This window comes from Pseudomonas sp. RA_35y_Pfl2_P32 (assembly GCF_963970735.1).
Taxonomy (GTDB): domain Bacteria; phylum Pseudomonadota; class Gammaproteobacteria; order Pseudomonadales; family Pseudomonadaceae; genus Aquipseudomonas.
This window is the reverse complement of sequence record NZ_CAXAQF010000001.1, coordinates 394,147-408,428: the sequence shown is the minus strand read 5'-3', so window position 1 is coordinate 408,428 and position 14,282 is coordinate 394,147. Positions and strand designations below refer to the sequence as shown.

The following is a 14,282-nucleotide window of genomic DNA, read 5'->3' as shown; positions in this document are numbered from 1 at the left end:
CCATGCGTCAGCTGACTTTGGCCATCGCCCTGTGCGGCCTGGCCACCGGCAACACCTTCGCCACCGACCGCTTCGAACCGATGCGCCTGGTGGCCAATAATGGCGTCGGCAACACCGTGCTGCATACGGCCAAATCGGCCCACAAAGTGCGGGTGCTGGCCTCATTACCTATCACCTACGGCCTGGCCAACAGCCTGGTCGAAGGCAGCGAGATCATCCTGGAGCGGGCGGCCCCGGCCAACCTTCCAGGCTCGCGCCAGGCCGCCTACTTCACCGGCCGCGGCGCACCCGCGCTGCACACACTGTCCCTGGACGCCGATGCCGTGATCGGCCTGCGCTCGATCTGGCCGGATGACCCGCTGTACCCCAACGCCCGACGCAGCAATATCCGCATCATTGAAATCGACGCGGCGCGCCCGGTCGATGGCGCGCTGCCTGGCGTGGCACTGCAGCCGGGCACCAACGACGGGCTCAACAGCCAGCCGTGGATGGCCACCAACAATATGGGGCGCATGGCTGACGTGATCGCCGCCGACCTGGTGCGCCTGGTACCCGAGGCCAAACCGAAGATCGAAGCCAATCTGGCCACGCTCAAGCAACGCCTGCTCACGCTCAGCGCCGACAGCGAGGCGAAACTGGCGCAGGCCGACAACCTCAGCGTGTTCAGCCTCAGCGATCACTTCAGTTACCTGATCAGCGGCCTCAATCTGGAGCCGGTGGGTGTCGATGCCCGCGCCGACAACGAGTGGACGGCCGACGCCCTGCAACAGCTGAGCGCCACCCTCAAGGACAACGACGTGGCGCTGGTGCTGCATCATCGCCAGCCGTCCGCCGCACTGCAGGCTGCCATCACTGCCGCCGGCAGCCACTTGCTGGTCCTGAGTACCGATGGAGTGGACCCGGTGGCCGAGCTGTCCGGCAACATCGAGCAAGTGCTCAACGCCCTGCTCCAGAAGTCCTGAAGTCCCCCACCTGAATACGCGGGCCCTACGGCCCGCGCTTACAAAAACCCTCAAGAAACCCTGTTCAAGCCAATGCTAGTCTGCCCTGCACATAACCAGGACCGACCAGGATGGGGTCTTCACCATGAGTGACTATATTTCGCTGAACAAGGCCAACTGGGACGAACGCGCTCCGCTCCATGCGGCTTCCAGGGACTACGCGACCCAAGCCTTTGTCGAGGCCGCCGATCATCTGTCGCAGGTGGTGCGCTTCGACCTGCCGTTGCTGGGCAACATCCGCGGGCTGCGCGGGGTGCACCTGCAGTGCCACATCGGCACCGATACCCTGTCGCTGGCCCGTCTCGGCGCGCAGATGAGCGGACTGGATTTCTCCCCCGCGGCCCTGGTCCAGGCGCGCGCCCTGGCCCAACGCTGCGACACGCGGATCGACTATGTCGAAGCGGATGTCTACAACGCCACGTCCGTGTTGCACGCGGCCTCCTTCGACCTGGTCTACACCGGCATCGGCGCCTTGTGCTGGCTGCCGAGTATCGACGCCTGGGCGCGCACCGTCAGTGATTTACTCAAGCCCGGTGGCCGCCTGTTCATTCGCGAGGGGCATCCGATGCTCTGGTCGCTGGATGAAAGCCGCGCGGACCTGCTGTCCATCGAGCACCCTTACTTCGAGCGCGAAACTCCATTGGTGTGGGATGACGACAGCACCTATGTCGATACCGATGCTTCACTCAAGGCCACGCTGACTCATGAGTGGAACCACGGTCTGGGGGAGATCATCAGCGCACTGCTGAAGCACGGGCTGGCCATTACCGGATTGGTCGAGCATCAAAGTATTCCCTGGGATGCCCTGCCGGGGCAGATGGACCGCGATGAACGGGGTGAGTATTACCTCAAGCAGGCACCGTGGCGCCTGCCGCTGAGTTACACCTTGCAGGCCGTCAAGCACGGCGCCTGAAGCGGGCTCAGGGGGGGTAAATACGGGCCTGGGGTCAGGCCTGGAGCGGCATCGTCAGCTCGACCCGCAAGCCATCAGGACGGCTGTCGAAATGCAGGACACAATCGCAGCGCTGGACAATCGCCTGGACAATCGCCAACCCCAGGCCACAACCGGTGCTCCCGCCGTTGCGCCAGAAGCGCTGGGTCAGGTGCTGCAGATCATCGTCGGCAATGCCCGGACCATGGTCGCGGACCTGGAAACGCACCCGGTTAGCGGTGGTTTCCAGGCTCAACTCCACAGGCCCCTCATCGGGCGTATGACGCAGCGCGTTGTCCAGCAGATTGCGCAAGGCGGCAATCGCCAGCACTGCTGGCATCTGTAGCGGTGACTGGGAACAACCGGGTGGCACCTGCAGTTGGATACGCTGGCGATCACCGCTGGACGCGTCCTGGATGGCCAGGCGGGCCACCTGCTCGGCACTGCACTGGACACCGTCGTCGAACGACAGGCTGCCCTCGACTCGCGCCAACAGCAACAGTTGCTCAAGGGTCCGATGCAGACGATCGGCGCCCTCCTCCGCACGGGCCAGGGATTGGTCGCGGGCCACGCCATCCGTCATGCGCGCCACCTGCAGATGGGTCTTGATCGCCGTCAGCGGGCTGCGCAGCTCATGGGCGGCATCGCCGGTCAGGCGCCGTTCGCGTTCGATGGCCTTGCCGATACGCTGGAACAACTGGTTCTGGGTTTCCAGCAACGGCTTCAGCTCACTGGGGAATGCCTGCAGTTGCAAGGGTTCCAAGGAGTCGGCATTGCGCCGCATCAAGGCTTCACGCAGTCGGTTGAGCGGTGCCAACCCCTGGCCGATCCCCAGCCACAGCAGGCACAGGCAGCCGAGCAGCGCCACCGCCACCGGCACCGAGGCCGCCAGCAGAATCGACATGTTCAGGGCCTCGCGCTCGATTTGCCGATCTGCCGTGGTGATTCGCACATCACCCCGAGCCAGGGTGAAGCTGCGCCACGGAGCGCCATCGATCATCTGGTCGTGGAAGCCCATCTTCTCGGCTTCCAGCGTCTGTTCGGGATGGTTGTGGCTACGGGCCAGAATTTCGCCGCGCAACGAGCTGACCTGACAGGCCATGCCGCCAGGCACGTTCAGTTGTTCGGCACTGAAATGGGTGCCTTCTCCCTTGCTCGGCAGGGTCGGCAATTGCTCCAGCAACCCAGCCACCATGCGTGCCGAGGCCACCAGTCGCTGGTCGAGGGAAAACATCATCTGGTTGCGCAGGTCGCTGAGCATCCAGGCCGCGGCCAGGGCCCAGATCAGCGCGAATGCGGCACCCAGGGTCAGGCTCAGGCGCAGGCGCAGACTCATCACTTGGTTGGCCCTGCCCCGTCAGCCGGCCCCAGGCGATAACCCAGGCCGCGCACGGTTTCGACTATGCCTTTGCCAAGCTTGCTGCGCAGATGGTGGATATGCACATTCAACGCGTTGCTCTCCAGCTCATCATTGAAGCCGTAGACACTGTCCTTCAATTGTTCGGTGGACAGCACCCGGCCACGGTTGTGCAACAGGGCTTGTAACAGCGCTTGCTCGCGACGCGAGAGGTCCACCGGCTGACCGGCCAACAGGGTTTCCCGGCTGCTGGGGTCATAGCTCAGGGCACCGTGCTCGATCAGGTTGACGCTACGCCCCGCGACCCGACGCAGCAGCGTGTGCAGGCGTGCGGCCAGTTCCCGCAGGTCGAACGGCTTGAGCAGGTAGTCATCGGCACCGGCCTGCAGGCCGTCGACGCGGTCGGTCACCGAGTCCCGGGCCGTCAGGATCAACACCGGAATCTCCAGGCCCTGGTGGCGCAACTGCTGCAGCAGCTTCAGGCCGTCTTCGTCCGGCAGACCGAGGTCGAGCACCATCACATCGAACTCAGCAACCTTGAGCATGGCCCGCGCTGCCGATGCCGTGGCTACATGCTCGACGGTCAGGCCCTGAGCGGTCAGTCCGGCTACAATGCCGCTGGCAATCAGCTCATCATCTTCACAGACAAGTACGTGCATGGTGAGACCTGTAGAAAAATGTTGATTAAGCAGGCAACGGATTAAGCGGACATTATGCACCGCCCACCGTTGCCGCAAGGATAACGCGGTTAATCATCGGTTAATCGTCACCGCTCATGGTGCACTCTCATTGCACCGGTATAAGGTTTGCCCATGCGTCGTCTGTTTTTATTGTTCCTGGTTTTTTTTGCCAGCCTGGCCCAGGCCGCGTCGAACCCGTTCGAGACCAAACCCGATTTCCTCCCCGTGGGCAAAGCCTTCGTTTTTACCTCCGAGCGCCTTGAGTCGGGCGAAACCCAACTGTTCTGGCAGATTGCCGACGGTTACTACCTGTACCAGAAGCGCATGAGCTTCAACGACCTGGCCGAAGCCCACAAGCCGGCATTGCCCGAGGGCGAGGCCCACAGTGACGAGTTTTTTGGCGACCAGCAGGTCTACCGCCAGGGGCTGGAGTTGAAGATCCCGGCCGGCACCAGCGGCCAGATCAAGGTCGGCTTCCAGGGCTGCGCCGATGCCGGCCTGTGTTACCCACCACAGACCCAGGTGGTCGACCTGGGTGGTGGACCGGCGCAAGCCAACACCTCTGAAGCGCCGGACCAGGCCTTGGCCAGCGGCCTGCAACAACACGCCCTGGGCTGGAGCCTGCTGGTGTTCTTCGGCCTCGGCCTGCTCCTGGCCTTCGCCCCTTGCTCGTTGCCGATGCTGCCGATTCTCGCCGGCCTGGTGGTCGGCAGCGGTGCCAGCGCCAAGCGCGGCTTTGCCCTGGCCGGCAGCTATGTGGTGAGCATGGCGCTGGTGTATGCCGCGCTGGGAGTACTGGCCGCGCTGCTGGGGGCCAATTTGCAGGCCCTGTTGCAGAACGCCTGGCTGCTCGGCAGTTTTGCCGTGATCTTCGTCCTGCTGTCGTTGCCGATGTTCGGCTTCTTCGAGCTGCAACTGCCGACCGCCGTGCGTGACCGCCTGGAGTACGCCAGCCGCAGACAGGGGGGCGGCAGCCTGGTCGGAGCGGGCATTCTCGGGGCTCTCTCCGGCTTGCTGGTGGGGCCGTGCATGACCGCACCGCTGGCCGGCGCCCTGTTGTACATCGCCCAGAGCGGGAATGCCCTGCACGGCGGGCTGATCCTGTTCAGCATGGGCCTGGGCATCGGCTTGCCGTTGCTGCTGCTGGTGACCGTCGGCAATCGATTCCTGCCCAAGCCCGGGGCCTGGATGAACCTGCTCAAGGGAGTGTTCGGCTTCCTGTTCCTGGGCACCGCGCTGGTGATGGTGCGCCCGGTGCTGGACCCGGTGCTGTGGGTCGGGCTGTGGGGTGGGCTGTTGCTGGTCATCGCCTACAGCGCCTGGCGCCAGACCGAAGGTTTTGGTCGCGCCACCCACCTGTTCGGCGGCCTGGCCCTGCTGTCCGGGTTGTGGGGCAGCCTGCTGCTGATCGGTGCCGCCGGGGGCAGCGATGACGTGTTCAATCCGTTGCAGGTGTATCGCGCGCCGACCTCCAGCGCGATCGCCGCACCGACCGCCCACGATGCCTTCATCACCGTCAAGGAGCCCACCGAACTGCAACGCCAACTCGATGATGCCCGCGCCCAAGGCCAATGGGTGCTGCTGGACTACTATGCCGACTGGTGCGTGTCCTGCAAGATCATGGAGAAACAGGTGTTCGGCAAACCCCAGGTCATGGAGGCCCTCAAGGAGGTGCGTCTGCTGCGCCTGGACGTGACCGCCGACAACCCCGCCAGCCGTGAATTGCTCGCTCGCTACAAGGTACCGGGGCCGCCCAGCCTGTTGTGGATCGGTGCCGACGGTGCAGAGCGCCGCAGCCAGCGCATTACCGGCGAGGTGGATGCCGCCGGTTTCCTGCAGCGCTGGAACATCACCCGGGACGCGCGCTGATGCTGACCTTCACCCTCGGCACCTTTGCCATCGCCCTCAACCACCTGCTGCTGATCAGTGCCCTGGCACTGGCGACCTTTGTCGGCTGGCGGGTGGCCAAGCGGGGCGGTGACAACCCCGAGTCGGTGCTGTTCGGCCTGTTCATGCTGGGCATGCTGGCGGCGCGCCTGGCGTTTGTCGCCTGGTACTGGCCCCACTACCGCAACGATCCCTGGCAGATCATCGACCTGCGCGACGGCGGCTTTCTCGCCTGGCCGGGGGGGATCGTGCTGTTGCTGGCCGCCTTGTATCGCGGCTGGCGGCGGCCCGGGCTCCGGCGCCCGATGGGGTTTGGCGTCGCCAGCGGCCTGGCGTTCTGGCTGCTGGCAAGCCTGTCGTTGAGCATCTACGAGCAAGGCACGCGCCTGCCGGAGATCACCCTGCGCAACGCCGCCGGGGAAACCCTGAAACTGACCGATTACCAGGGCGGCCCCCTGGTGATCAACCTGTGGGCCACCTGGTGCCCACCCTGCCGCCGGGAAATGCCGGTGCTGGAAAACGCCCAGCAGCAACGCCCGGACCTGACCTTCCTGTTCGTCAACCAGGGTGAAAGCATGCAAAGCGTCGCGACCTTTCTCGAGACCCAGGGCCTGAGCCTGAGCAACATGCTGTTCGACCGCGGCGGTCGCCTGGGCCAGGCCGTGGGTTCCATGGCCCTGCCGACCACACTGTTCTATAGCCCGGACGGACGCCTGCTGGCCAGCCACCTGGGCGAGTTGTCGAGCGCCAGCCTGGCGCGTGCCCTGGAAAACTTCGAGCCCGCCACCCCTGCCGCTGCACCCGCCACCTCTGTAAGGAAACTGCCATGCCCCGCCTCCGCCACCTGCTGACGCTGACCCTGGGCACTGCCCTGTTGCACCTGCCGTCGGTGCAGGCCGAAGACCTGCCCGCCGCGATCAAACAAATCGAAGCCAAGGGTGCAAAAATCATCGGTAGCTTCGATGCGCCCGACGGCCTGCGCGGGTATGCCGCGCAGTACCAGAACCGCGGCATGGCCCTGTACCTGACACCCGATGGCAAACACGTATTGCTGGGCAACTTGTATGACGCGGACGGCAAGGACCTGAGCGCCGAGCCGCTGCAAAAACTGGTGTACGCACCAATGGCCAAGGAAGTCTGGGCCAAGTTCGAAACCAGCCACTGGATTCAGGACGGCAACAAGGATGCACCGCGCGTGGTGTACCTGTTCAGCGACCCCAACTGCCCTTATTGCACGCTGTTCTGGGAGCAGGCGCGCCCCTGGGTGAAGGCCGGCAAGGTGCAGTTGCGACACATCATGGTCGGCATCATCCGCGAAGACAGCCCAGGCAAATCCGCCGCCCTGCTGGCCAGCAAAGACCCAAGCAAGGCCTTGGACGCCCACGAAAAGGCCGGCAAACAAAGCACCCTCAAGGCACTGAAAACCATCCCGGCAGACGTGCAGGCCAAGCTCGACGCCAACTTGAAGTTGATGGACGAACTCGAACTGTCCGCCACCCCGGCGATTTTCTACCTGGACGCCAAGGGCGAACTGCAACAGCAACAAGGCGCACCGTCGCCGGAAAAACTGGCCGCGATACTTGGGCCGAAATAACACCCCGCTCTTAACGGCATTGCATGACTGCGCAGCCTGTCCGCTGGCCGGTTCCTACAAAAAGCGCGTGTCCAACGATGGTTTGTGGATGACGCGCCCCTTGTGGAAGCGGGCTTGCCCGAGATGAACCTGGACACTCCTCGGCGTATCAGACCCTTCGCCATGGAATTGACAATCCAGGGAGCACACACCAACCACAGCCAGGGTCGTCAACGATTAGCCAGGAATGCCAGCAACGCTTCAGTGACGAATTGTGGGTTTTCCAGATTGGAGATGTGCCCCGCCTCAGGCACCCATTGGTAAGGGCAACCGATCAACTCGGCCATTTCCATGGTTTCTGAAGGCGGCCTTGGTCTGTCCTGCTCACCGCACATCAACAGCGTCGTATCCGGGTTCAATTGATTCAGGCGCGCCAGCATGTTTTCACGACCGAAGGTGATACGCCCCAGCGGCACGATGCTCTTGCGCAATCGTTCGGCTGGAAGCGCGGCCAATGAGTCGCTCAACTGTCGATAAAGCGTTGATTGCGGGTCGATTCCCGGCCGGAAGAAAATTGGCACCACGATATCGAGGACCTCCGGTGCAATTGCACCCGCCTCCTCGACCTGATTGAGCAGTGAGAAATAGTATTGCCGAGTGGCTTCGGGCTCAGCCCCCAGGTACGTGTCCATCAGTACCAGAGCACTGATGCGTTGCGGGTGGGACAGGGCCAGGCGCGCCCCCCACATCCCACCAACTGAAAGACCAACCAGTGCGACACGCTCAATGCCCAGGTGATCGAGTAATGCCAGTGCCTGGCGTGCCAGGTCATTGAGTGAAGCGGTTCCCTGCGGCAGCGCCCCGGACTCCCCATGCCCCCACAAATCCAGGGCAATCACCCGATAGTGTGGAGACAACGCAGCAATCTGCGGCGCCCACATGGCTTGATCCCACAAGTAGCTTCCAGCCAGGAGCACGGCAGGGCCAGTGCCCTGATCAATATAGTGAAGGGGCTCACCCTCAATCGTAACGAAAGACATCCTGTATCTCCCGCGTAGACTCTGTCGAAAAAAAGCCCGCAGAGACTGTCCCGCCCGGGCACCTCCGTCAACTCAAGCCTTAACAGTAAATATTACAAAGCCCCCGACAATAGAAACCACGCCCCTAAACAAACCGACATCTACAGCAATGACCTATATTGAATTTACACTCAACCTACACGCCATGCCCCCCCGCTATTGCAGCCTGCGCTTACTGTCGAACTTGGCGCAGGCTTAAAGCTGCTAAACCGCTCAATGGTTCGACTGCTTTGACAACTAGCCTGAAACGCCGGCCGCAAATTAATCCTTCGCTGCATTCCAACACAGTAAAACAACACTAACAAACTGCAAAACACCCACAAAGACTTCCACCGATAAAAACACTACTTTCAGGGCTTCAAGACCCCATTGAAAAGTAGAGCTCATACAATGAACATCATCAGCGACTACACGCGTGACTTTGAACGCAGCGCTAATATCAGCGAACTCAGAATATCTGCAAAAATAGCCGAGGAAAACTGGGCAGGCACCGATGACAAGGTATATATAAGCATGGGCCACCATAACAACTTCCAGTTGTTTTCCGACGCCCCCAGGGCGGGTGAAATCATTACTGTCGACATTGATATTCCGCGCCTGTTCGGAAGACCCAGTATCCATATCAGTGAACTGCAAAACATCTCCCTGCACCAAATACCGATTGCTCACCCCATCGCCAGCGACAACTGGGAACTCGACTCACTGATACTGATCGCCAATGGCATTTTCACTAACCGCTCCTTCAAAAAAATTCATCAGTGGCTGCATGCCTCTTCCTCACATTTGCAGCAAGTTTGGGCTGGACATATCAATTGGTCAGACTGGAGCAACTCCGACAATCGCCCCGTCGATATCAACACCCAAACCTATCCCGTGCGCTGGATGCCCTGGATCGGCGACATCAAATCTTGGCGAACCTACGATCCCTCGACCATCGAGGGCACAGGCCAACTGGTCGGCATGGTCGATGGAAAGCTGATGGGCGAACTGTTGAAAGACCGACAGACAGAAGTACTAACGCCAAACACCCCCAACGATAGTTACACCTGGGTGTATACCCCAGAGGGTGCAATCATCTACAGGCGCTGGAAACATGAGTCGCGAAACGACTACATCAGGCATAGCCAACTGGGCAGTGGGCGACCGGTCATCTGCGCAGGCGAATTCAGAATAGAGAGTGCCAACGATGGTATTGCCTTGCGAGACGTTATCGCCAGCGTCAATGACGCCTCCGGCCACTATCAACCCGATGGCGGAGTGTGTTTGAAGTACGTAGAGGAAAAGCTCAACGGATTAGGCATCAATACCGATGAAACCCGTTGGTACTTCAGACAAAAATAAGTCCTCTGCAACGACTTCGCGGCAGGTCGCGACCCGACCTGCCGCGAACAGACCATCGATGTGCCCAAGCGCAGGCGTGGTAAGCAAGACGCAACCAGGGCGCCATTGCCCCAGGTGAACGGATCGAGCAACGAAAGAATTGATCCAGGCGAAGGAGCCGGCGCCACAACTCAAGGCACGTCAGCGTGAGCTCGTCGGCGAAAGCCAAACGTAATTAATTCTTTATGTCAATTGACAATTATTATCATTACGCCTAGCTTGTCGCTCAATGCGTAGGACGGATCCGAAGCGCTGGTCGTCCCACTAACTTTTGCAGCGAGGTGACTTCCATGGCGCAATCCGTTTCCACAAACAGCTGCGACTCATCCTTACTCCAGGCGTTCGTAGACAACCGGTTGATGCTGGTGAAGACCGCGGCGCGCATTACCGGTTGCCGCTCCCGGGCCGAGGATGTCGTACAGGACGCTTTCTTCCGCTTGCAATCGGCGCCCCAGATCACCTCTTCGTTCAGGGCCCAACTCAGCTACCTGTTTCAGATCGTGCGCAACCTGGCGATCGATCACTACCGCAAACAGGCTCTGGAGCAGAAGTACTCGGGCACTGAAGAGGAAGGCTTGAATGTGGTCATCCAGGGGGCTTCACCGGAGACCTCGCACATCAACTTCCGCGTCCTGGAAAACATCGCCGATGCCCTTGGCGAGTTGCCCAGCCGAACCCGCTACGCCTTCGAGATGTATCGCCTGCACGGCGTGCCACAGAAGGACATCGCCAAGGAACTGGAGGTCTCGCCGACCCTGGTGAACTTCATGATCCGCGATGCACTGGTGCACTGCCGCAAGGTCTCGGACACCCCCGGCGATACCTTCGCCCGCCGCTAGCCTTTTACCAGCCCCCAGCAGGCGCAAGGCCTGGCCCGTCCGGACCGAGCTCAGCCCTGCGGCACATCGACGAGTGCGATCTTGTAGGGCTGGAATATCTTCAGCATCTGGCCGTTGCCCCGTAGGCCTTGCAACATCTTGCCGAACGCTTCGCCACTGAGCGGTGCCTGCGGACGGATCAGGGCGTAATGGTGATAGACCTGATCGACCCGCTCGGACACCAGCAAGTGGGAGGCGACCTGGTCATTGCGCAGCACGTAGTCGCTCAAGAACGAACGGGTGACCAGGGCAATGTCGGCACGTCCGCGCAGCACCATCAGTAGGTTGCTGTCGTGGGAATACGTCAGCGTCACGTTGTAGTGTCTGGCGAGGTAGCGAGTGTCGGAATTGAAGTCGGCAAAGGCATAGTGATAGCCGTTGAACAGGGCGAGCCGTTTGTCCCGCAGGTCGGAGAAATAACTTTGCTCACGCTCGGGACGCCGTTGCGAGACGAAAATCTCTGCATCCTCCAGGCCCATGTCGACGGCGGTGTGCGGGACATCCTTCCAGCCCCACTGGGGATTCTCGAAGATCGCCACGTCGATCCGGCCCTGCTTGAAGTCACCGAAGCGCCGCGGAATGGAGGTAGGCACCTGGACAAATTGATAGTCGCTTTGCAACTGATTGAGGGCGACGATCAGTTGCGCGAGTAGGCCGGTGTCGGCACCGGATTCGGGGCGAATGGTGTAGGGCGGGAAATGCGCCGCGCCGATGCGCACCAGTTGTGCGGCCGAACTCGGCGCTACCGACAGCACACCCAGCGCCATCAACAACATCCGCGAAGCCATCCGAACTGGCGAATACATCAACCCACACCACCCCTGAAAATAGACCCACCTGAATTAAGCTAGGCGGTTTCGCCCACTAAGACAACGCGATGGTGGCTATTTAATGCATTTTGCCCAAATCATCATGCTTGCGTCAGCACCAGGATCAGCGCCTCATCGGCCAACTGGTCGAGGTTCATGCTGCCATCAGGGCGAAACCAGGTGGTGGTCCAGGACAACGCCCCCGTCAGGAAACGTCGGGTGATGAACAAGTCTCCGCGAATCAGGCCGGCGTCCTTGGCCTCCCCCAGCACCTGCAGCCAGATCTGCTCGTAGATGTCCCGCAGCGCCAGCACTTGGGCCTGCCCGTCTTCGGACAACGAGCGCCATTCGTAGACCAGCACCGCCATCGCCTCGCCACTACCGCCCATGATCGACTGCAACTCGCAGCGGATCAGCGCCAGTACCCGCTCGCGAACGCTGGTTGCCTGCGCCAGGGCGGCGCGCATCAACGCGGTGTTGTAGCGAATGGTTTCCTCCATCACCGAACGCAGGATCTCGTCCTTGCTCTTGAAGTGATGAAAAATGCTCCCGGACTGAATCCCCACCGCGCTGGCCAGGTCGCGCACGGTGGTGCGTTCATAACCCTTGTTGCGAAACAGGTGGGCCGCCATCTGCAGCAGTTTGCCGCGAGCACTGTCCGGATCGGTCAATTGCCCGTTGTCGACCAACTCGCGCATTACCAGCAGAGCTTTTTGCTCGTCCACCCAATCTCTCCTACAGTCGCTCGAACCCAGTGCACACACCACAAATGCCGTGGCTGGCGCGGGCAATTTAAGCCGCCGAAGGAAACCAAGCAAGCGCTCGGGTAAAAGTCCCGCCCGGGATTTACAAACCAAGCGCTTGCTTGGTAGTCTCGAACCACTTCTGTCGGAGGCTTGCCATGAACAAGACGGTTCGTATCGGATGCGCCAGTGCCTTTTGGGGGGATACCTCGACCGCTGCCGCCCAACTGGTGGAAGGCGCCGCCCTGGACTACCTGGTCTTTGACTACCTGGCAGAAATCACCATGTCATTGCTGGCCGGGGGGCGCATGAAAGATCCCCAGGCCGGCTACGCCAGCGACTTCGTCGAGGTCCTCAGCCCGTTGCTCGGGCAAATTGCCGAACAGCGCATTCGGGTGATCAGCAACGCCGGCGGGGTCAATCCTCTGGCCTGTGCCGCCGCCTTGCAGCGCGCCTGCGACCAGGCCGGTGTACCCCTGAAGATCGCCGTGCTGCTGGGCGATGACCTGCAACCGCAGTTCAAGCAACTGGCCGCCAGTGGCGTGCGGGAGATGTTCAGCGCCGCGCCCTTGCCGCCCGTTTGTGTATCGACCAACGCCTACCTCGGTGCTCCCGGCATTGTCGAAGCCCTGCGCCTGGGGGCGGACATCGTCATCACCGGCCGGGTCGTGGACAGTGCAGTGGTCAGCGCGGCGCTGGTGCATGAGTTCGACTGGTCGTGGCACGACTACGACCGCCTGGCCCAGGCAGCACTGGCCGGGCACATCATCGAATGCGGCGCACAGTGCACCGGCGGCAACTTCACCGATTGGCAGCAGGTGCCGGACTACGAGCACATCGGCTTTCCCGTGGTCGAGGTCAGCGCCGACGGCCAGTTCACTGTCAGCAAGCCCGAAGGCTCCGGTGGTTTGGTCACGCCCTTGAGCGTGGGCGAACAATTGCTGTACGAGATCGGCAATCCACGGGCCTACCTGCTGCCGGACGTGATCTGCGATTTCAGTCAGGTCAAACTCCAGCAGCAGCAGGGCCCGAACCGGGTCCAGGTCCACGGCGCCAAAGGCCTGCCGGCACCGGCGCAGTACAAGGTCAGCGCCACCTACCCGGATGGTTTCCGTTGCACCGCCAGTTGCCTGATTGCCGGAATCGACGCCGTGGCCAAGGCGCGCCGCGTGAGCGAGGCGATCATCAACAAGACCGGGCAAATGTTCAGCCAGCGCGGTTGGGCGCCCTACAGCGAAGTGCACATCGAACTGCTCGGCAGCGAGGCCACCTATGGCCCCCACGGGCGCCGCCAGGACAGCCGCGAAGTGGTGATCAAACTGGCGGTGCGGCATCCGAACAAACAGGCACTGATCCTGTTCTCCCGGGAAATCGCCCAGGCCGCTACAGGCATGGCGCCGGGCCTGACCGGCATTGTCGGCGGTCGCCCTACTGTCTACCCGCTGATCCGCCTGTTCTCGTTCCTGATCGACAAAAACGCCTGCACCCTGCAGGTCGACCTGCAAGGCCAGCGCCACCCTTGCGTCCTGCCCACCCTAGACCCCCTCGATAGCACCGCCCTCCCCCTGCCCTTTGCTGCGCCTAAACCCCAGGGCCGTGCCGATGCCAGCGTGGCGCTGGTGAAGCTGGCGGTGGCGCGCTCCGGTGACAAGGGCAATCACAGCAACATCGGGGTCATGGCCCGCGCGCCCGAATACCTGCCGTGGATCGCCGAAGCGCTGACACCCGAGGTGGTCGTCGACTGGATGAGCCACGTGCTCGACCCACTCCACGGGCGAGTCGAGCGCTGGTACCTGCCAGGCAGCCACAGCCTCAATTTCCTTCTGGAAAACGCCCTTGGCGGCGGTGGCGTGGCCAGCCTGCGGATCGATCCACAAGGCAAGGCGTTCGCCCAGCAACTGCTGGAAATCCAGATTCCGGTGCCGCAAAGCATCGCTGACCAAGTCAACTAGAGGGCTGTCGCC

At 61.8% G+C, this 14,282-nt stretch carries 13 protein-coding genes; 8 read left to right on the top strand and 5 right to left on the bottom strand.

Annotated elements, in window-relative coordinates:
• Positions 1 to 2 precede the first annotated feature (2 nt).
• On the top strand, positions 3 to 962 hold the full coding sequence (locus tag AACY45_RS01980) for a metal ABC transporter solute-binding protein, Zn/Mn family (protein WP_445261152.1): 960 nt from the start codon (positions 3 to 5) through the stop codon (positions 960 to 962).
• A 124-nt stretch (positions 963 to 1,086) separates the two neighbouring features.
• On the top strand, positions 1,087 to 1,914 hold the full coding sequence (locus AACY45_RS01975) for a class I SAM-dependent methyltransferase (RefSeq protein ID WP_339543896.1): 828 nt from the start codon (positions 1,087 to 1,089) through the stop codon (positions 1,912 to 1,914).
• A gap of 34 nt (positions 1,915 to 1,948) precedes the next feature.
• Here the strand turns inward: AACY45_RS01975 and AACY45_RS01970 are convergent, their stop codons facing one another.
• On the bottom strand, positions 1,949 to 3,268 hold the full coding sequence (locus AACY45_RS01970) for an ATP-binding protein (RefSeq protein ID WP_339543895.1): 1,320 nt from the start codon (positions 3,266 to 3,268) through the stop codon (positions 1,949 to 1,951).
• A complete protein-coding gene (locus tag AACY45_RS01965) occupies positions 3,268 to 3,948 on the bottom strand; it encodes a response regulator (RefSeq protein ID WP_339543894.1) in 681 nt (226 codons plus the stop codon). Before AACY45_RS01965 ends, AACY45_RS01970 begins: the two co-directional genes overlap by 1 nt.
• Positions 3,949 to 4,101: 153 nt before the next feature.
• Here AACY45_RS01965 and dsbD point away from each other — a divergent pair, with 153 nt between their 5' ends.
• Genes dsbD through dsbG form a run of 3 tightly spaced genes read left to right on the top strand, consistent with a single transcriptional unit; the run spans position 4,102 to position 7,450 of the window.
• Positions 4,102 to 5,838: a protein-disulfide reductase DsbD gene (dsbD, locus tag AACY45_RS01960; protein ID WP_339543893.1), complete on the top strand. Its 1,737-nt coding sequence runs from the start codon at positions 4,102 to 4,104 to the stop codon at positions 5,836 to 5,838.
• Positions 5,838 to 6,707 carry a TlpA disulfide reductase family protein gene (locus AACY45_RS01955; RefSeq protein WP_339543892.1) on the top strand — a complete coding sequence of 290 codons (870 nt, stop codon included), beginning with the start codon at positions 5,838 to 5,840 and terminating at the stop codon, positions 6,705 to 6,707. The genes dsbD and AACY45_RS01955 overlap by 1 nt, the downstream gene beginning before the upstream one ends.
• The gene (gene dsbG, locus AACY45_RS01950) at positions 6,683 to 7,450 is read left to right on the top strand and encodes a thiol:disulfide interchange protein DsbG (protein WP_339543891.1); all 768 of its coding nucleotides are present in this window, start codon (positions 6,683 to 6,685) and stop codon (positions 7,448 to 7,450) included. Before AACY45_RS01955 ends, dsbG begins: the two co-directional genes overlap by 25 nt.
• A 209-nt stretch (positions 7,451 to 7,659) precedes the next feature.
• Here dsbG and AACY45_RS01945 read toward each other — a convergent pair whose 3' ends face one another.
• Positions 7,660 to 8,469 (bottom strand): alpha/beta fold hydrolase, encoded by an 810-nt coding sequence (locus tag AACY45_RS01945; protein WP_339543890.1) that lies wholly within the window; start codon positions 8,467 to 8,469, stop codon positions 7,660 to 7,662.
• A gap of 429 nt (positions 8,470 to 8,898) precedes the next feature.
• Between AACY45_RS01945 and AACY45_RS01940 the strand changes: the two genes are divergently transcribed.
• Together AACY45_RS01940 and AACY45_RS01935 are read left to right on the top strand one after the other, a co-directional pair.
• Positions 8,899 to 9,849 carry a hypothetical protein gene (locus tag AACY45_RS01940; RefSeq protein WP_339543889.1) on the top strand — a complete coding sequence of 317 codons (951 nt, stop codon included), beginning with the start codon at positions 8,899 to 8,901 and terminating at the stop codon, positions 9,847 to 9,849.
• Positions 9,850 to 10,178: 329 nt separating this feature from the next.
• A complete protein-coding gene (locus tag AACY45_RS01935; RefSeq protein ID WP_339543888.1) occupies positions 10,179 to 10,727 on the top strand; it encodes an RNA polymerase factor sigma-70 in 549 nt (182 codons plus the stop codon).
• Positions 10,728 to 10,777: 50 nt separating this feature from the next.
• Here AACY45_RS01935 and AACY45_RS01930 read toward each other — a convergent pair whose 3' ends face one another.
• Entirely contained in the window at positions 10,778 to 11,572 is a 795-nt protein-coding gene (locus AACY45_RS01930) for a substrate-binding periplasmic protein (protein ID WP_339543887.1), read from the bottom strand.
• Between the two features lie 104 nt (positions 11,573 to 11,676).
• Positions 11,677 to 12,300 carry a TetR/AcrR family transcriptional regulator gene (locus AACY45_RS01925; protein ID WP_339543886.1) on the bottom strand — a complete coding sequence of 208 codons (624 nt, stop codon included), beginning with the start codon at positions 12,298 to 12,300 and terminating at the stop codon, positions 11,677 to 11,679.
• A gap of 176 nt (positions 12,301 to 12,476) precedes the next feature.
• Here AACY45_RS01925 and AACY45_RS01920 point away from each other — a divergent pair, with 176 nt between their 5' ends.
• On the top strand, positions 12,477 to 14,270 hold the full coding sequence (locus tag AACY45_RS01920; RefSeq protein ID WP_339543885.1) for an acyclic terpene utilization AtuA family protein: 1,794 nt from the start codon (positions 12,477 to 12,479) through the stop codon (positions 14,268 to 14,270).
• The last annotated feature ends 12 nt before the right edge of the window (positions 14,271 to 14,282 follow it).